At 69.6% G+C, this 18,451-nt stretch carries 13 protein-coding genes and 2 tRNA genes; 13 read left to right on the forward strand and 2 right to left on the reverse strand.

The genetic code is table 11. The features are described from left to right. Nucleotides 1-229: 229 nt before the first annotated feature. From FZO89_RS15105 to FZO89_RS15150, 10 genes are all read left to right on the forward strand, one after another. Nucleotides 230-733 carry a CinA family protein gene (locus FZO89_RS15105; protein ID WP_149104273.1) on the forward strand — a complete coding sequence of 168 codons (504 nt, stop codon included), beginning with the start codon at nucleotides 230-232 and terminating at the stop codon, nucleotides 731-733. Between the two features lie 25 nt (nucleotides 734-758). Continuing rightward, the gene (locus tag FZO89_RS15110; protein ID WP_149104274.1) at nucleotides 759-2,441 is read left to right on the forward strand and encodes an ABC1 kinase family protein; all 1,683 of its coding nucleotides are present in this window, start codon (nucleotides 759-761) and stop codon (nucleotides 2,439-2,441) included. Between the two features lie 176 nt (nucleotides 2,442-2,617). Next, nucleotides 2,618-3,259, forward strand: a complete 642-nt coding sequence (lexA, locus tag FZO89_RS15115) for a transcriptional repressor LexA (protein WP_149104275.1) — start codon at nucleotides 2,618-2,620, stop codon at nucleotides 3,257-3,259. A gap of 160 nt (nucleotides 3,260-3,419) precedes the next feature. Continuing rightward, nucleotides 3,420-4,460, forward strand: coding sequence for a recombinase RecA (gene recA / locus FZO89_RS15120; protein WP_149104636.1), 1,041 nt, complete (start codon nucleotides 3,420-3,422; stop codon nucleotides 4,458-4,460). A gap of 333 nt (nucleotides 4,461-4,793) precedes the next feature. Then, complete coding sequence (recX, locus tag FZO89_RS15125; protein ID WP_149104276.1) at nucleotides 4,794-5,345, forward strand: recombination regulator RecX; 552 nt, start codon at nucleotides 4,794-4,796, stop codon at nucleotides 5,343-5,345. A gap of 124 nt (nucleotides 5,346-5,469) precedes the next feature. After that, nucleotides 5,470-8,124 (forward strand): alanine--tRNA ligase, encoded by a 2,655-nt coding sequence (gene alaS, locus FZO89_RS15130; protein WP_149104277.1) that lies wholly within the window; start codon nucleotides 5,470-5,472, stop codon nucleotides 8,122-8,124. Nucleotides 8,125-8,277: 153 nt separating this feature from the next. After that, entirely contained in the window at nucleotides 8,278-8,484 is a 207-nt protein-coding gene (gene csrA / locus FZO89_RS15135) for a carbon storage regulator CsrA (RefSeq protein WP_149104278.1), read from the forward strand. A 78-nt stretch (nucleotides 8,485-8,562) separates the two neighbouring features. After that, a tRNA-Ser gene (locus FZO89_RS15140) sits at nucleotides 8,563-8,655 on the forward strand. A 78-nt stretch (nucleotides 8,656-8,733) separates the two neighbouring features. Further along, nucleotides 8,734-8,810 (forward strand) — tRNA-Arg (locus FZO89_RS15145). 389 nt (nucleotides 8,811-9,199) lie between these two features. Then, complete coding sequence (locus tag FZO89_RS15150) at nucleotides 9,200-10,855, forward strand: hypothetical protein (protein ID WP_149104279.1); 1,656 nt, start codon at nucleotides 9,200-9,202, stop codon at nucleotides 10,853-10,855. Between the two features lie 60 nt (nucleotides 10,856-10,915). On the opposite strand, the gene FZO89_RS15155 is transcribed toward FZO89_RS15150, so the two are convergent. After that, nucleotides 10,916-11,626, reverse strand: a complete 711-nt coding sequence (locus FZO89_RS15155; RefSeq protein WP_187471209.1) for a class I SAM-dependent methyltransferase — start codon at nucleotides 11,624-11,626, stop codon at nucleotides 10,916-10,918. 422 nt (nucleotides 11,627-12,048) lie between these two features. Here FZO89_RS15155 and FZO89_RS15160 point away from each other — a divergent pair, with 422 nt between their 5' ends. Beyond that, entirely contained in the window at nucleotides 12,049-13,344 is a 1,296-nt protein-coding gene (locus FZO89_RS15160; RefSeq protein WP_149104281.1) for a glycosyltransferase family 4 protein, read from the forward strand. A 13-nt stretch (nucleotides 13,345-13,357) separates the two neighbouring features. Here the strand turns inward: FZO89_RS15160 and FZO89_RS15165 are convergent, their stop codons facing one another. Then, the gene (locus FZO89_RS15165) at nucleotides 13,358-14,746 is read right to left on the reverse strand and encodes a pyridoxal-dependent decarboxylase, exosortase A system-associated (RefSeq protein ID WP_316247556.1); all 1,389 of its coding nucleotides are present in this window, start codon (nucleotides 14,744-14,746) and stop codon (nucleotides 13,358-13,360) included. Between the two features lie 120 nt (nucleotides 14,747-14,866). Between FZO89_RS15165 and FZO89_RS18565 the strand changes: the two genes are divergently transcribed. Further along, nucleotides 14,867-16,516, forward strand: coding sequence for a hypothetical protein (locus FZO89_RS18565; RefSeq protein WP_187471210.1), 1,650 nt, complete (start codon nucleotides 14,867-14,869; stop codon nucleotides 16,514-16,516). Further along, entirely contained in the window at nucleotides 16,513-18,324 is a 1,812-nt protein-coding gene (locus tag FZO89_RS18570) for an FG-GAP repeat domain-containing protein (RefSeq protein WP_187471211.1), read from the forward strand. The genes FZO89_RS18565 and FZO89_RS18570 overlap by 4 nt, the downstream gene beginning before the upstream one ends. Nucleotides 18,325-18,451: the final 127 nt, after the last annotated feature.

Genomic DNA, 18,451 nt, shown 5'->3' on the forward strand with positions numbered 1-18,451 from the left:
GCGGAAAGCGATCCCCGGGCGTCAGGGCGCGGCGTCCAGTCCTGACTCAACCTCCCTCACATGGGAGAAGAGCCTTTTCCTTGGCCTGAACGACAACGCCTCGCTCGAGGCACTGTCGACCCGGGTCGGGTCCATCCGCATGCCGATGCGCGGGCCCGCGCGAAGCAGCGGCAGCGCGATCCGGCGGATTGGGTTAAAAAGGGCGGCACGATTCCCCTTTGTCCCCCGAATGCCGAACGCGATCCCCAGCGACCAAGACCTGCACCATCTCGCCAGCGCGACAGGCGCACGCCTGCGCGACGGGCACCACATGCTGGTCACCGCCGAGAGCTGCACCGGCGGCTGGATCGCCAAGGTGGTGACCGACATCGCCGGTTCGTCCGGGTGGTTCGACTGCGGCATGGCGGTCTACAGCTACGAGGCCAAGCAGGCGATGCTGGGCGTGCAGCCGCAGACGCTGGAGGTGCACGGCGCGGTCAGCCGCGAGACCGTGATCGAGATGGTGTCCGGCGCGCTGGTGCACTCCGGCGCCAGCGTGGCGGTCGCGGTGACCGGCATCGCCGGTCCGGGCGGCGGCAGTGCCGACAAGCCGGTCGGCACGGTCTGGATCGCGTGGAAACGGCGCGGCGGCTATGCGCGCGCCGAACTGTTCCAGTTCGACGGCGACCGGGAGGGAGTGCGGCGCCAGACCGTGGCCGCGGCGCTGCGCGGCCTCGAACGTACCCTGGGGTGACGGCCGCGGCAGGGAGGGCAGGGTGATGTGGGAAGCGCTCGGCACGGTCCGCGACCTCGGCCGCCTGCAGGACATCGCCACCGTCCTGGTGCGCTACGGCTTCGGCGACATGGTCCGCCGCGTCGGCCTGGCCGGCGCGCTCGAGCGGGCGGGGCGCCTGGTGCACTGGCGCTCTGCGGAAGACGGACTGCTGCAGCTCGACGTGCCGGCGCGCGTGCGTGCCGCACTGCAGGACCTCGGACCCACCTTCGTCAAGCTGGGCCAGGTGCTGGCCACGCGCGTGGACCTGCTGCCGCCGCGCTGGATCGAGGAACTGTCCGAGCTGCAGAACGCGGTGCCGGCGGTCGGATTCGAGACGATCCGGCCGCAACTCGCCGAGGACCTCGGCGCCGACCCGGAGACCGTCTTCGCCGCGCTCGAGCAGGTGCCGATGGCCGCCGCGTCGCTGGCGCAGGCGCATCGCGCGCGTCTCCACGACGGCACGCCGGTGGTGCTGAAAGTGCGCCGGCCCGGAATCCGCGACGTGGTCGAGGCGGATCTGCGCCTGCTCGCGCACCTGGCGACGATCGTCGAGAAGCAGATGCCGGAACTGCGGCGCTACCACCCCTCCGACATGTTGCGGCAGTTCGCCGCCTCGCTGCGGCGCGAGCTCGATTTCGCCGCCGAATGCCGCAACGCCGAGCGCATCGCGCGCAACTTCGAAGGACGCGCGGACATCGTCATCCCGAAGGTCTACTGGACCTGGACCTGCGAACGGCTCAACGTGCAGGAATGCCTCGACGGCATCCCCGGCCGCGACCTGGCCGCGGTCGATGCCGCCGGTCTCGACCGGGTGCGGCTGGCGCGCACCGGCGCCGGCATCGTGCTCAAGATGGTGCTCGAGGACGGCTTCTTCCACGCCGATCCGCATCCGGGAAACATCTTCTACATGCCCGGCGGCGCGATCGGGGTGATCGATTTCGGCATGGTCGGACGCGTCTCCGAGCCGCGTCGACACCAGATCGTGCAACTGCTGCACGGGCTGGTGGACCAGGATCCGGCGTCGGTCACCGACGTGCTGGTCGACTGGACCGGGGACAGCCCGGATATCGAAGAGGCGCGGCTGCAGGAATCGGTCGACCGCTTCGTCGACCAGTACCGCGGCGTCCCGCTGAAGGACCTGCGGATGGGCGCCATGCTCAGCGACGTCGCCGCGATCCTGCGCGAACATGGCCTGACCCTGCCGCCCGACCTGGCGCTGATGATCAAGGCCTTCCTCACGCTCGAGGGCATGGGCCGCCAGCTCGATCCCGGCTTCGACATGGCCGGAGAGGCGCGCCCGTTCCTCGAACGCGCGATGCTCGAGCGCTACCTGCCCTCGGCGCTGGCGCGGCGCGGCAGGCGCACGATGACGGGCGTGTTCGATCTGTTGCGCGACATGCCGAAGGACCTGCACCGCCTGTTGCAGGCGGCGCGGCGCGGCAGGCTGCGGGTGCAGGTGGAGGTCGAGGCGCTCAAGGTCTTCGGCGACCAGGTGGACCGGGCGGTCAGCCGGCTGACGATGGGGGTGGTGACCGCGGCGCTGATCGTGGGCTCCTCGATCGTGCTCAACAGCGCCGGCGGCGTGACCAGCGGCGCGTTGCGCGTGCTGGGCACGGTCGGTTTCGTCGGCGCCGCGCTGGGCGGGCTCTGGGTGCTGTTCTCGATCTGGCGGGGCGGGAAGCACTGAGAGGATGCGGACGCATCCGATGGATGCGTCAGCCGCCGCGGTGGACGGATTGGCGGGATCACGCGGCTGCCACCGCTTGCGACGGGTAGAGGCCCGTGGTCCCGGGAACCGGACGCGGCCGCGAGTCTGCCCGCGCGGGTTGACCACCCGAAGGGTTAGTAGTATTACTACTAACCATGAAACTCACCGACACCCAGCAGGCCATTCTCGGGCTCATCGCCGAGCGGATCGAGGCCGAAGGCGTTCCCCCCTCCCAGGCGGAGATCGCACGCGCCTTCGGCTTCAGCGGGGTGCGGGCCGCGCAATACCACCTCGAGGCGCTCGAGGCCGCGGGTGCCATCGAACGCGTCCCGGGCCGTGCGCGTGGCATCCGCGTGCTGCAGCCGGTGCCGTCGGCCCAGCAGGCCTTCGACCTGCCGGCCGGCAACGACGATGCGCTGCGCCTGCCGGTGCTGGGGCAGGTCGCCGCGGGCCTGCCGATCGGGGCCGACATCGGGTCGGACGCCTATGTCGTGCTCGACCGCGTGCTGTTTTCACCCTCGCCCGACTACCTGCTCAAGGTCAAGGGCGACTCGATGATCGACGAGGGGATCTTCGACGGCGACCTGATCGGCGTGCACCGCACCGGCGACGCCCGCAGCGGCCAGATCGTGGTGGCGCGCGTGGACGACGCCATCACCGTCAAGCTGCTCAAGCTCGGCAAGGACCGCATCCGCCTGCTGCCGCGCAACCCCGACTACGCGCCGATCGAGGTGCAGCCCGGCCAGGATTTCGCCATCGAGGGCCTGTACTGCGGCCTGGTGAGGCCCAACCGGTGAGCCTGGCGGGGAGTTTTCCGACACCCGCCACCGATGGCGCCCGGCATCCGTGGCGCCGGCGATCCGGCAATCTTGGCCCCGGCGCCCCCGTCGCAGTCCGTGCGATGGGCGCCTGCAAGGATGCACCCAACCCGAATTCACCATGACAAGGACCACCACGATGGACGAGAACAAGAAGCGCGCCCTTTCCGCTGCCCTGAGCCAGATCGAGAAGCAGTTCGGCAAGGGTTCGGTGATGCGCATGGGCGATGGCAGCGTCGAGGCGGCGGAAGTGATCGGCACCGGCTCGCTGATGCTGGACATCGCGCTGGGCATCGGCGGCCTGCCCAAGGGGCGGGTGGTGGAAATCTACGGCCCGGAATCGTCCGGCAAGACCACGCTCACCCTGCAGACCATCGCCGAATGCCAGAAGGCCGGCGGCACCGCGGCCTTCATCGACGCCGAGCATGCGCTCGACCCGGGCTACGCGCAGAAGCTGGGCGTCAACATCGACGACCTCCTGGTCTCGCAGCCCGACACCGGCGAGCAGGCGCTGGAGATCGCCGACATGCTGGTGCGCTCGAACGCGGTGGACATGGTCGTGGTCGACTCGGTCGCCGCGCTCACCCCCCGCGCCGAGATCGAGGGCGAGATGGGCGACCAGCTCCCCGGCCTGCAGGCGCGCCTGATGAGCCAGGCGCTGCGCAAGCTGACCGGCAACATCAAGCGCAGCAACTGCATGGTGATCTTCATCAACCAACTGCGCATGAAGATCGGCGTGATGATGCCCGGCCAGAGCCCGGAAACCACTACCGGCGGCAACGCGCTGAAGTTCTACGCCTCGATCCGCCTCGACATCCGCCGCATCGGCGCGATCAAGAAGGGCGACGAGATCATCGGCAACCAGACCCGGATCAAGGTGGTCAAGAACAAGATGGCACCCCCGTTCAAGCAGGTCATCACCGAGATCCTGTACGGCGAGGGCATCAGTCGCGAAGGCGAACTGATCGAGATGGGCGTCGACGCCAAGCTCGTCGAGAAGGCCGGCGCCTGGTACAGCTACGGCAGCGAGCGCATCGGCCAGGGCAAGGAGAACGCCCGGAACTACCTCAAGGAGAACCCGGAGGTGTCCAAGCGCCTGGAAGCGCAGCTGCGCGAGACGTTCAAGCCGGCGGAGGCCAAGCGCGATGGCGAAGAGGATGCGGTCGCCGCAGGCGACTGAGCCGGCCCATGAGCTTCGCGGCCAGGGATGGCCTTTCCATGGCAACCCTCTCCGGTTCCGGGGTAGGTTGTTCTTTTTTTCCGGAAGCTCCGATGGACTCCATGCGAACCCCGGCACCTGGGTGCCTGCCGGGATGACCTGCGGATTCGCCTCGGGCGCGACGGCGCCGGATGCGGTCGTCCAGCGGGCGCGCAGGTCCACCGGCGGCGTCGACGTCGATGCCCGTCCACTGGAGCGGGCGACGCGCCTCCCGGTCGCGGCCGCGGCATGGCATGTGCTCCGCGGGCCGGCCGGAATGGCGTTGTGCTGTTTCCCCGATGGCGCCCTCGCGGCATGCCGGGCGCAACTGGCGACGCGCAGGGCGGGCGGAGCCGGGGCGTGAACGGCGATGCTCCGTCGGGCAGGAAGCGCCGCCCGCCAGCCACGGCCACCCAGCGCGCGCTGGGGCTGCTCACCCGGCGCGAACACTCGCGCAAGGAACTGCTCCGCAAGCTGGCGGCGCGCGGCGTGGAGGCCGACGAGGCTCGAACGGCCGTGGAGCGTCTGGCGGGTGCGGGCTGGCAGGACGATGTCCGCTTCGCCGAGTCCCTGGTCCGCGCCCGGGTGGGCGGCGGCTACGGCCCGCGCCACATCCGTGCCGAACTCGGCACCCATGGTCTCGACCAGGAGGTCGTGACCGCCGCGCTGGCCACTTTCGACGGCGACTGGGCCGAGGTGGCCCGCGACCTGGTCCGGCGCCGCTTCGGCGACGCGGGACCGCGCGAGGCGCAACGGCGCAAGGCGGCCGACCTCCTGGCGCGGCGGGGATTCGAAGGCGAGCACATCCGGGCCGCCGCGCGCTACGAGCCGGACGAGATCGGGGATCCCGACAGTGGCGGCGACTGACAGCGGCGACTGCGCCCTGCGGGTTTGTTAATCTGGTGGCTTCGCTGGGTTGTCTGCTCTGGCCAGGCGCCTCATCTTGGAGGCGCGGGAGGGATCAGGCCGCCCGCTTGTTGCCAGGCCACCGATGACCAAGCCCACTGCCTACACGACCGCGCGGATCCGCAGCGATTTCCTCGAGTTCTTCCGCGGGAAGGGCCACGACATCGTGCCCTCGGCGCCGCTCGTCCCGGCGAATGATCCGACCCTGCTGTTCACCAACTCCGGCATGGTCCAGTTCAAGGACGTGTTCCTCGGTGCCGAGAAGCGCGCCAATCCGCGCGCGGCCGACGTCCAGCGCTGCCTGCGCGCCGGCGGCAAGCACAACGACCTCGACTCCGTCGGCTACACGGCGCGCCACCACACCTTCTTCGAAATGCTGGGCAACTGGTCGTTCGGCGACTACTTCAAGAAGGAGGCCATCGCCTGGGCCTGGGAACTGCTGACCGGAGTCTGGGGCCTGCCGGAAGATCGCCTGCTGGTCACGGTCTACCAAACCGACGACGAGGCCTACGCGCTGTGGCACGACATGATCGGCATCCCGGCCGAACGCATCGTCCGCATCGGCGACAACAAGGGCGCGCCGTATGCGTCCGACAACTTCTGGCAGATGGCCGACACCGGGCCCTGCGGCCCCTGCACCGAGATCTTCTACGACCACGGCCCGGAACATTCCGGTGGACCGCCTGGATCGCCGGACGAGGACGGCGACCGCTACATCGAGATCTGGAACCTGGTGTTCATGCAGTTCGACAGGCAGCCCGACGGCACCCTGGTGCCGCTGCCTGCGCCATGCGTGGACACCGGCATGGGCCTGGAACGCCTCGCCGCGGTGCTGCAGCACGTCCACAGCAACTACGAGATCGACCTGTTCGACGCACTGATCCGCAAAGCCTCGGAACTCACGGGCACGGCGGACCTGCAGAACAAGTCGCTGCGCGTGATCGCCGACCATATCCGCGCCTGCAGCTTCCTCGTCGTCGACGGCGTGCTGCCCTCGAACGAGGGCCGCGGCTACGTGCTGCGCCGGATCATCCGCCGCGCGCTGCGCCACGGCTGGATGCTCGGCAAGCGCGAACCGTTCTTCCACAAGCTGGTCGGCACGCTCGATACGCTGATGGGCGAGGCCTATCCGGAACTGGGCGCGAAGCGCGGGCTCGTCGAGAAGGCCCTGCTGGCGGAGGAAGAGCGCTTCGCCGAGACGCTCGATGCGGGAATGAAGATCTTCGACGACGTCGCCGCGAAGTCGGGCGGCAGGTCCATCCCGGGCGCGGACGCCTTCCGCCTGTACGACACCTACGGCTTTCCGCTCGACCTCACCCAGGACATCGCGCGCGAACGCGGCATGACCGTCGACACCGCCGGCTTCGACGTGGCGATGGAGAAGCAGCGCGAAACCGCGCGCGCCGCGGGCCGGTTCGGCGGCGGCGTGCAGCTCCCGGCCGACCTGGTCGCGCAGTTGCAGCCGACGGGCTTCCTCGGCTACGACGCGCTGCAGGCCGATGGCCTGAAGGTGCTGGCGCTGCTCAGGGGCGGGCGACCGGTCGAGGCCATCGATGCCGGCGACGAGGCCATCGTGATCCTCGACCGCACGCCGTTCTACGGCGAGTCCGGCGGCCAGGTCGGCGACACCGGCGCGCTCGAGGGCCTGGACACGCGCTTCGCGGTCTCCGATACGCAGAAGCTCGCGGGCCAGTTCCACGCCCACTTCGGCAGGCTGGAGGCCGGCATCCTGCATCGCGGCGATACGCTGGCCGGCGTGGTCGATGGCGAGCGCCGCGGCAACATCGTCCTCAACCACAGCGCCACCCACCTGCTGCACGGCGCGCTGCGTGGCCTGCTCGGCACCCATGTCGCGCAGAAGGGCTCGCTGGTCGCGCCCGACCGCCTGCGCTTCGATTTCTCGCACTTCCAGCCGGTCGACGGCGAGGCGCTGGCCGAGATCGAGCGCCGGGTCAACGTCGAGGTCCGCGCCAATCACCCGGTCGCGATCCGCGAGATGGGGATGGAGGAAGCGCTGGATGCGGGCGCCATCGCCCTGTTCGGCGAGAAGTACGGGGAGCGCGTGCGGGTCGTGAAGATGGGGGATTCGGTCGAGCTGTGCGGCGGCACCCATGTGGGCGGCACCGGCGAGATCGGCCTGTTCAAGCTGGTCTCGGAAGGGGGGGTATCGGCCGGCGTGCGCCGGGTCGAGGCCCTGACCGGGCAGGCGGCGCTGGACCACGTGATGGCCGAGGAACGGCGCCTGCGCGAAGTCGCGGGCCTGCTGGGCGGCACGACACTGGAAGTCACTGATAAACTGCGTGCGGTGCTCGAGCGGCAAAGGCGGCTCGAGCGGGAAGTGGAGGCGCACAAGGCCAGGGCCGCCAGTGGGGCGACCGCGGATCTTGCGGAGCAGGCCGTCGAGGTCGACGGCGTCAAGGTACTGGCAGCGCGCGTGGAGGGACTGGACGCCAAGGCGCTGCGCGACGCGATGGATCGCCTCAGGCAACAGCTCGGTGACGCGGTGATCGTGCTCGCCGGCACCAGCGACGGCAGGGCCGCGCTGGTGGCCGGGGTCTCGGGAACCGCGACCGGGCGCGTGGGGGCGGGGGAACTCGTCGCCTTCGTCGCCGGTCGGATCGGTGGCAAGGGTGGTGGACGTCCGGACATGGCGCAGGGTGGGGGTCCGGACGGACCCGAGCTGCAGGATGCACTCGCGGAGGTCCCCAACTGGGCCGCCGCCAAACTGAGTCCCGCCTGACGCCGGGTATTCGCTGCATGACCAACGTCGGTTGACCACGCGTCCCGTCCCCGACATTCTTCACGTTTGTTCAGTTTGAAGCGGAAAGGCGGCCGGTCCGAGGCCTGTCGCGCCGTTTCAACAGCAGGCCACCGGCCTACGGAGATTCCCAAGATGTTGATTCTGACCCGCCGCGTCGGCGAGACCCTGATGATCGGCGATTCGGTCACCGTGACTGTGCTCGGCGTCAAGGGAAACCAGGTGCGCATCGGCATCACCGCGCCCAAGGACGTTGCCGTCCATCGCGAAGAGATCTACCAGCGCATCCGCCGCGGAGACGAGGTGGAGCCCGCGCGCGAGCCGGAAACCGGCAGCGGCTGATTTGCCGCGGCGGTCGCGACTCCGGTATCCTTCGCGCCTGTCGCGCACGATGCGTTCCGCATCCGGCGCGATCTTCCCGGAGACTTGCCCGAGTGGCCGAAGGGGCTCCCCTGCTAAGGGAGTATGGGGTCAAAAGCTCCATCGAGGGTTCGAATCCCTCAGTCTCCGCCAGTTGTCGCTTCCACCGCCAATCGTCGAAGCCGCATTGACGACGACCCCGCGGTTTGGGCACAATTCCGCTTCTGCACTGCGCCCGTAGCTCAGCTGGATAGAGCACCAGGCTACGAACTTGGGGGTCGGAGGTTCGAATCCTTCCGGGCGCGCCAGCGGATGATTTCGAAAGGCCAGTGGGTACGCCCACTGGCCTTTTCCGTGTCCGGTCCCGGCAGCGCGACATCGACGCGGCTGTGCGTACCGCGGTCCGCGCCGGCCGACCCGACCGGGCGCCCCTGCTTTCCCCGCAGGTCGCAACCTCGCGCGTGCGCGCTTTGCCTGGCGGTGGAGAAGCGAGCTCGCGCCAGTCTGCGCCGGCCCGGATCGCCGTCACGCCCTGGGGCCGACGCGGGTCCGGATCCCGGCTTGATCGAATGCGCGAACCGGCGCGCGTTCATGGCCCGGACGGCTTCGCGCCGCGCGCGGGTGTCTAATATGCCGACTTGCAGGCCATGGACCCGGCGGCAGGACAGGGGATCCTCGTTTCGACCGGAGTGACCGAATGTCTCGTGCCCTGTTACGCGCAGCCGCCTGTGCCTGTGTGGCGCTGCCCTCCTTCGCCTACGCGGCGACGTACACCGTGGGCCCGTCGGGCCGCCAGTACACCCAGTTGTCGACCCTGGTCGACAGCGTCGACCTCGGCCCCGGCGACATCGTCCTGGTCGACGGTGGAGCGACCTACAACGGCAACATAGTCGTGCGCAGCGGCGACGGCGGCTCTGCCGGCAATCCGGTGACGTTCCGCTGGAACCGTTCCGTCGGCTCGACCCGGCCGGTCCTGAGCGGCGGCTCGCACACGATCAAGTTCCAGCAGTCCAACCACGTGGTGTTCGAAGGCTTCGACGTGCGCGGCGGAACCTCGTCGTGCCTGTTCAGCGAGGCTCACGACGTCACCGTGCGCGACACGATCATCCGCGACTGCCCCTCGCACGGCATCCTCGGCGCCGACAACAATTCCGGCTCGTTCACCCTCGAATACAGCGAGGTGTACAACTCCGGCTCGGGCACGCACCGGCATCCGATCTACATGCAGTCCGACCAGGTGGCGTATCCGGGCTCGGTGTTCCTGATGCGCTACAACTACGTGCACGACGGCAACGGCGGCAGCCTGCTCAAGAACCGCCACGAGCGCGCGCTGATCTACTACAACTGGTTCGAGGACTCGGCCTACCAGGAGCTCGAGCTGATCGGTCCCGACTGCGAGACGCAGCAGTCCGGCTGGTCGCCGGACCTGCGGCGCGAGGACGTCGACCTGGTCGGCAACGTGATCGTGCACACGTCCTCCTGGCGCAACGCGATCCGTACCGGTGGCGACCTCAACGGCCGCAGCCAGGGCCGCCTGCGCATGGTCAACAACACCATCGTCTTCAACCGGCCCGGCATCGCCAACGCGGTGTTGGTGCAACTGGGCCAGGAATCGCTGGAGATGCACAACAACGTGGTCTTCCAGACCGGTTCGGGTGCGGCGCCGAACGTCCTGCGCGTGCATGAGGCTTCGGAGGTGGAAACCCCCTACTGCGCACCCACCAGCCGCGAACCCTGGACCAGCGGGCGCAAGGTGGCCGGTTCGAACAACTGGATCCAGTCCTCGGCGACGCTGGTGCCTGCCGAGCTGACCGGGACCGTGCGCGGCGCCGATCCCGGATTCACCAGCATCGGCCAGTTCCAGCTGCGTCCGACCACGAACAGTCCGCTGGTGTCCGCGGGCAACCCGCAGCCGCCGTCGCCCTCGGCGTTCCCGTTCCCTTCGCCGCTGCAGCTGCCCCAGTTCGATCCGCCGCTGCGCGCGAAACTGGCCATCGGCGGCCAGGTGGCGCGTGTGCCGGGGGCGCGGATCGACATCGGTGCGCTCGAAAGCGCGGGGGGAGGCGGCGGTGCACGCCTGCGTCGCAACGGTTCGGCACCGCTGGCGCCGCCGGGCACGTCGGCATCCGCTGCACCTGCCGCAGCGCGCGACGCCGGGGCTACTGCGCCGCGGGCGCAGGCCGCGGGACGCATCGGCGATGCGCCGCCAGCCCCGGTCAACCAGGGGCCCGTGCCCACGCGCCTGGATCCGCGACGCATGGACGTGCGGATCACGCCCCCGGTCGTGCTGCTCTGGCAGCGCATGAGCGCATGGTTCGGAGAAGTGGCCGGCCGCGACGCCGCGCGTCGCTGAGTCGCCGCCGCGCCCCGCACGGCTCAGCATGCCTCCCGCCCCGGGCCCCGTCAGTTCGCCCTAGTCTTCGCGCCGCGCCAGGAACAGCGGATAGGGCGCCGTGTCCACCAGGCCGAGCGCTGCGCCGGCCACTTCGAAGAATCCGTTCACGACATCGACGACGTTGCGACGCGCCTCGAACGGGGGATCGTAGAACGCCTTGCGTCGCAGGATCGAGAATCCGTGTCGCTCGAGCAAGGCCGCGGCATCGGCCGCGTCATGGTGGCGGATGCCCCGGTTGGGATTGCGGTCGCGTTCGCGTTGGCCACTCAGGCGTCGCCACACCCGCGGCAGGAACTGCGAGGTCTTGGTGGCGACGATCAGGTGCCCGCCGGGGCGCAGCACGCGCCTGAGCTCGGCCACGTAGGCTTCGTCGTCCGGGACGAACGGCAGGACCACGATCGACAGCGCGATGTCGAAACTGGCGTCCGCGAAATCGACGCCGTCCGGCCGGCACCGGTCGAACGGGATCGGTGCGTACTGCTGGCGCGCGAAATCGACCCGTCGTTGTTCGACATCCACCGCATGGATGTCGGGATGGGTCTTCGCCGCAGCCCAGGCGATGTCGCCCCAGCCGAAACCGTAGTCGAGGACGCGCCCCGGTGGAAGTTCGCGCAGCAGGGAGAGCACGGCCCGGTGGCGTCGGCGCTGGTGCGCGTCCTGGGGTGCATCGCGGTAGAAATGGCGCGGAATGTCGCTGCTTGCGCGTACGGGTTCGATCACTGCATCCATTGGGTCGATTCGTTGGTTCGTCTCTGCGCGCCGATCCGTGATGCGGAGGATGGCAAGGTTCTCGTTCACCGGCTGATACGGCACTAGCGACGGGATTCGGCCACATGCCCGGCCCTCCTGCGTGGAACCGGTGGAAGGCGGGTACGGCGTGTCTGTCGTCGGGCGACCGCCTCGGGCCTCGTCCGGACGCGGTCGAGGCATGGAATCCCACGGTGGTTGCCTCGCTCGCGGATGAACGAGGCCGGGGAGGATTCGTCGGAGCGTGGCCGATGCGCGGTCCATCCACCGTATCAGCTAGGGTTCGCCGTGCTCGCGCGGGATACCGCAGCGGTTCGACGGCGCAAATCCACTGGATCGCATACGAATGAGTGTCGTTTTCGCAGGTCGTGTTCACGTCGCAGGTCCTTCGGGGTCCGTCTTCGATGCGTCGAACCGGTCGTGAACTCGACGCCGCCGGTCGCCAGGCCGGGTCGTCCGTCCTGCCCGGCGACCGCCGTTCGCCGGTCGCCCGCATCGGCTGGCGGCCGCAGCTGCGCCAGCGGCACGACGGCGCCGACTGCGGGGCGTCGCCCGCCGCCGGTATCCGCAGCGGAACGGATCCGGCCATGAAGGTGCTGCACCTGACCCTTTCCTACAGCCACGGCGGCCGGCGCGAGGCGATCGCCGCCCTGGCGCTGGGACTGCGCGAGCTGGGGGTCGCGAGCCACCTGGGATGTCTCGATGCGTTCGGCTCCGAGGCGGCCGAGCGCACGCTGTTCGACGGCTGTCTCGATCTCGAACGTCGCGGGCTGTTCGACCGCAGTGCGTGGCGGCGGCTGCGCGACTATTGCCGTGAGCAGGCCATCGACGTGATCCATGCGCACGACGCCGCCAGCGAGGCCATGGCCGCGTTGGCGATGCGCCGCAATTCTCCCGCGCTGTTGATGAGCTTCCATCGCACGCGCGGCCTGGAGACGGCCCGGTTCCGGGACCGCGTGCGCAACGCGCTGGTGGGATTGCGGGTTGGCGCCGTGGTGACCGCATCGAAGGAACGACTGCGCCATTACATCGACAACAACTACTTCGATCCGGCCAAGGTCTCGTGCATCCCCCTGGGCATCGACCTGGAGCGATTCCGCCCCGATCCGGTGTTGCGCGCGCGCACGCGAAGACACATCGGTGCCGGCGAGGGCACGCTGGTGGTCGGTACGGTGGGGCATTTCGGCCCCGAGAAGGGCGTCGATCTCGCCATCGGCGCGTTCCACGAGTTCATGCGGCGCCAACCGGGACGCGATGCGCGGCTGCTGGTGCTCGGCCGCGGCGATGCGGCGCAGGAAGCGCAGGTGCGCTCGCTGGTCGCGGAGGATCTCGCCGACCGCGTGCATTTCTGCGGTTTCCAGGCCGATCCCCAGCACTGGTTCCCCGGCTTCGACGTGCTGCTGCACGGTGCGCGCGACGAGGCGTTCGGACTGGTGCTGGCGGAGGCGCAGGCCTGTGGCGTGCCGGTCGTCGCGGCCCGCGTCGGCGGCATTCCGGAGGTCGTGCTGGACCGGCGCACGGGGCGTCTCGCACCGGTCCCGGAGGTCGACTCGCTGGCCGATGCGCTGCAACAGGTGGGCGCCAGCACTACCTACCGGGCGGAACTGGCGAGGCAGGCGGTCGAACACGCGCGCGAACAGTTCAGCCGGCAGCGCTACGCCGGCGAATTCCTGCGGATCTACCGCCGGCTCCTGGACTGACGGCGCCCGATCGTCAGACCAGCGCCTCGACCACGTCCGGGTGCCCCAGGAACTGGCGCGGGCTGGCCGAACGGCCGTAGGCGCCCGACTGGAATACCACCACCAGGTCCCCGGGCCCGGCATGGTCCAGCTCGACGTCGTCGCCCAGCAGGTCCAGTGGCGTACACAACGGGCCGACGACCGTGGCCTGTTCGCGTTCGCCGCCAGCGGCATTGACCGCGATCGGGTAGTTGCGCCGCACCACTTGGCCGAAATTGCCGGATGCCGCGAGGTGCTGGTGCATGCCGCCATCGGTCACGAGGAACACCTTGCCGCGCGAAAGCTTGCGGTCGACGACGCGGCACACGTAGAGGCCGGCCTCACCGACGAGATAGCGCCCCAGTTCGAGCACGAGGCGCGCCTGCGGCCCGAAGTCGCCGGCGCACCGCGCGGCGAGATCGTGCAGCGATTCGAACACCGGGCCGGTGTCGAGCGGCTGGTCGCGGGTGTTGTACGGGATGCCGAAGCCGCCCCCGAGGTTGAGCCAGCGCAGTGGCGCGGGGAAGTGCGCCTGCCATTGCCTGACCAGCGCGTAGCTGAGCCGCTGCGCCTCCACGATCGCCTCCGCGCGCAGGCTCTGCGAGCCCGCGAAGCAGTGGAAGCCCTCGAATGCGAGTCCGGCGGCGGCGATCCGCCGCAGCAGCGCGGGCACCTGGTCGTCATCGACGCCGAACTGCCTGGCGCCGCCGCTCATCTTCATGCCGGATGACTTCAGCTCGAACGGCAGGTTGACGCGCACCGCGACCCGCGCCGGCGCGCCGTTGCTCTCGGACGCACGCGCGAGGATGTCGATCTCGCGGAACGATTCGAGGTTCACCACGATCCCGGCCGCCTGTGCGCGCTGCAGTTCGGCTTCCTGCTTGCCGGGGCCGGCGAAGCTCACGTGCTCCCGATCCATGCCCGCGTCCAGCGCGACCCGCAGCTCGCCGGCGGAGGCGACGTCGAAACCGTCGACGTGCCCGGCCATGAACCCCACCAGCGCCGGCATCGGGTTGGCCTTGATCGCATAGTGCAGCAGCACGCCGGGCGGAAGCGCCTGGCGCAGGCTGCGTGCGCGTTCCGCGAGGCGGCTGCGATCGTAGAGATAGCAGGGGGTGGCACCGAGTTCGTCGACCACGCGCGACAGCGGCCGTCCTGCCACAAGCCATTCGCCGTCGCGCCCGCGGGGCCAGCGCGCTGCCGGACCTGCATCACCTTTCGCGGCAGTGGGCGCGACTGCGCCGCTGTCGGACGCGATTGGAGACGTTTCGGACATGTCTACAACAAACCCTTGATTTGCAATAGGATACGCCGGATCCGGGGTGGCGAGCGCCAGCCGGGCACGCGCCACCTGTCCGGTTCCTGACCGCGGGATGTGACGCATTGCCCCGCTGGCTGCCACAGGGGGCCGGAGACGCGACCCTATGCCACACAGCCGTGCCCACGGGTCGACCCAGCGGCCGGCTTTGTCCAGGGCGCCTCAGACGCCTGCCGGAGACACGCCATGCCCCCATTCCGCGTTGCCCGTTGCCGTGCGTCCGTCTTCGTGGCGTGCGTGCTGCTGGCCTTGCCCGCGCTGGGCGGGTGCGCGGAGCCGTCCCCGGCAGCCGCGGCCGCGATGGCCGCAAACACCGGCACCCCGGCCGCGGCCACGACGGCGCTGCCGACGGCGATCAGGCTGACACCCACCGGCGATGTTTCCGACACCGAACAGGTAACCCTCGGCATCCCGTTTCCGCAGGGCGCGCTGACCGACGCCACGCGGGTCCGCATCCTCGATGCCGCGGACCAGGAAGTGCCGGCCTTCGTCCGGCCCACGCTGCACTGGCACTGGACCGACGGCAGCATCCGCGCGGTGAAGGTCCAGTTCGTGGCGGACCCGGAAGGGTCCTACCGCTTCGACACCGCCGGTCCACGTACCCGATCGATCGAGGAGCTTGCCTACGACCGCGGCACGCGTGCGGGCAAGATGGACGCGCCGGTGCCGCGCCTGGCGGCCACGCTCGATCCGGCCTGGCTGGTGCATTCGGGCATCGCCGGCCGGCAACTGGCGCACGATCCCGAACACCGCTACGACCGTTACGTGGACCGGCAGTGGGCCTGGGCGAAGGATGCGCCATACGCCGGCGCGCATTCGTTCCTGTTCGACCGCGCGGCGGTGCTCGGATGGCAGTACGTGCGCAGCGGTCGTCCCGACGTGTTCGCCGAGTTCTACAATTCGGCCACGTTCTATCTGTCGAAGATCAAGCGCGGCGGCAACGGCGGCGGCTGGCCGGACTGCACCGGCGGCTGGGAGTTCGACGGCGTCAATGCCTGCGACCCCAAGTACAGCTACGTGACCCCGCACCTGCTGCTGGTGGCGCTGGCGGGAGACGACACCCGTCTCGATCCCGGCACCGTGGGGCACATGGTCGTGAACCAGGTCAAGGGCGGCTGGAGCACGCCCATGGGACCCTACACCGGTGGCGGCCAGGCGTGGACCGAGCGGCAGGTCGGGTTGGCACTCGAACACCTGGTGTCGTCCTACGAGCTGACCGGCGCAGCGGACACCCGGCGCCACATCCTCGACCTGATCGGCTGGCTGCACGCGCACCAGCAGACCCCGCCGGGCGACGACCCGGTGACCGGCGCCTGGACCCATTCCTGGCAGGCGCACGAGGGCAGCGACCACGATCCGGCCACCGACGTGCGCGGAGCCTCGCCATGGATGAGCGCGAACCTCGTCGGCGGGTTGTGGCGCGCCTGGCTGGTCACCCGGGACGAGCGGATCCCGGTGATGCTGCGCGACTTCGGCCGCTATCTCGAACAGCACGGCTTCGTGCCGGACGATCTGGCCGGCAACTGGCGGTCGGCCTGCAATCGCGGCGGCACGATCGGCTGGTATTTCTCTTCGGGCATCGCCCCGCGCGAACGCATCGTGGCGATCCAGGACAGCGAAGGCTGGGGCTCGGACGCCCACAACCCGGAGCTGCTGATGGCGGTTGCCGCGGCACGCCATTTCGAAACCGATCCCGCATGGCGCGACAGGCTGTCCGCGCGCGCCGACCGGCTCGCCCTCTATCTCAATCCCGACTGCGCCGCGGTTTCGCATACGCCGCGCGCGTTCAACTGGCAGAATCGCAACCCGGAGTTTGCATGGCTACTCGCGCAATGAACCGATCCCGCGCCCTGGCGCTGGCACTGCTGCTCACCGTCGCCGGGGCCGGCCTGGCCGACCAGCGCGAGTCGATACCTGCGCGCGCGGCTGCGGGCCCGGCGGAGAAGGCGGCCGGGCCGCTCACCTTCGTCAACGAGGCTTCGCAGAGGATCGATTCGATCCCCGACTCGCAGTACCGCTTCGACGCGCTGTTCGTCGACTTCAACAGCGACGGTTGTCCGGACGCGTTCATCGTCTCGCACGAGGACTGGGGCCAGACCACGCGCTTGTGGAACAACCGTTGCGACGGCACGGGCAGGTTCGAACACATACCCAGCGAAGAGACACGTCATTACATCGCGGGCCAGCCGCTGATCTCCGGCTGGGTCACGCGGCTGGATTTCAACGGCGACGGCAAGCAGGATTTCTGGGGTCGGCACGGCTCGGCGCTTGGCGCGCGTTACCGCAACGGCTCGACCAATGGTGCGTTCGTGCCGCGCTTCGCAGCCAAGGAAGATGGCTGCGAGGGCTATTGCGCGTTCGGCGATATCACCGGCAGCGGCAATCTGGAAGTGGTCGACGATGCGCGGCAGGTCGCGAACATCGCGGGCCAGCGGCTGCGGCCGGCTGCGGGCAACCGCGCCAAGCAACTGGTCGGCGACGTGACCGGAGACGGGTGGCCAGACATCGTCCAGCCAGCCAATGGTGGCTACTGGCGCAACGACCGCGGCACGTTGACCTGGGTGGCAGTCCCGGCCTTCGTCGGCGGCAGTCTCATGCAGATGCTGCTGGCCGATTTCGACAACGACGGCGACCTGGACCTGTTCTACCTGGACGGCGAGCAGTTCAGTCCCAGCAACCGCGGGCTGCTTTACCGCAACAATGGTTCGGGTGGCTTCACCGATGTCTCGTCCGCTTCGGGCCTGTCTGGCGTCGCCGCGAGCGACTACGGCAACATCATCGCCGCCGATTTCGACAACGACGGCCGTCAGGACCTGATGGTGTCGGGCGTGGGCGAATCGGTACGGATCTACCGCAACAACGGCAACATGACGTTCACCGCATCCACCAACACCAATTTCGGCCAGGCGTCGGGCGACGCCGGAGGCGGCTGGGAATCGGGCAAGCCGCGCGCCGACGTCGCCGACTTCGACAACGACGGCCGGCTCGACATCGTCAAGACCCAGTTCCAGAGCAACCTGGGCCTGTGGCGCAACACCACCAACACCGACGGCAACCGCTGGATGAAGGTGCGCGTGCGCGGCACCGCCGGCAACAGCGACGGGGTCGGCGCCAGCGTGCGCTGGTACCGGCCGGGCACCAGCCAGCTGGTCGCGCACATGCCGGTGCTGGTGGGCGAACAGCACCCGCAGACCCACCTGCACACCGGACTCGGCAACTACGCGACCGTGGACCTGGAAGTGCGCTTCCCGAACGGCGGCCCGACGCACCGTTTCGCGAACGTCGCGAGCAACCAGGAGGTGATCGTCTACCGCAACGGCTGCAAGCTGGACAACTGGCGTCCCGGCAGCGGCTGGCCGATGCAGGCGCCGACCAACTGTTCCTTCGCAAGCGCACCGATCCGCCGCAACGGCCGGGCGCCGCTGGTGCCCGCCGATGCCCAGGTGGCGGCTCCGGCGCAGGCCGCGGCTGCATCGCCGCGGGATGTCGCCGCGCCTGCTGCCCCTGCACAGCCGACGGTCGCCACCGCGGTGGCGCCGGCTTCGTCCCCTGCGCCGCAGGTGTTGCGCATCACGCCGGCCGCGCTGGTGCTCTGGCGCAGGCTCCAGCGCTGGTGGAACAGCGGCTTCTCCAGTCGGGAATAGCGGCCGGGGATCGCGAAGCAGGCAAGGTTGCGGCCGCTTCTTGTTGGCACACCCACGCATCCGGATTCCTGCCGCGAGCGGCCTGGCCTCCGGCATCGAACCGTCTGCCTGTGGCGATTTGAAGGTT

This window comes from Luteimonas viscosa (genome assembly GCF_008244685.1).
GTDB lineage: Bacteria > Pseudomonadota > Gammaproteobacteria > Xanthomonadales > Xanthomonadaceae > Luteimonas > Luteimonas viscosa.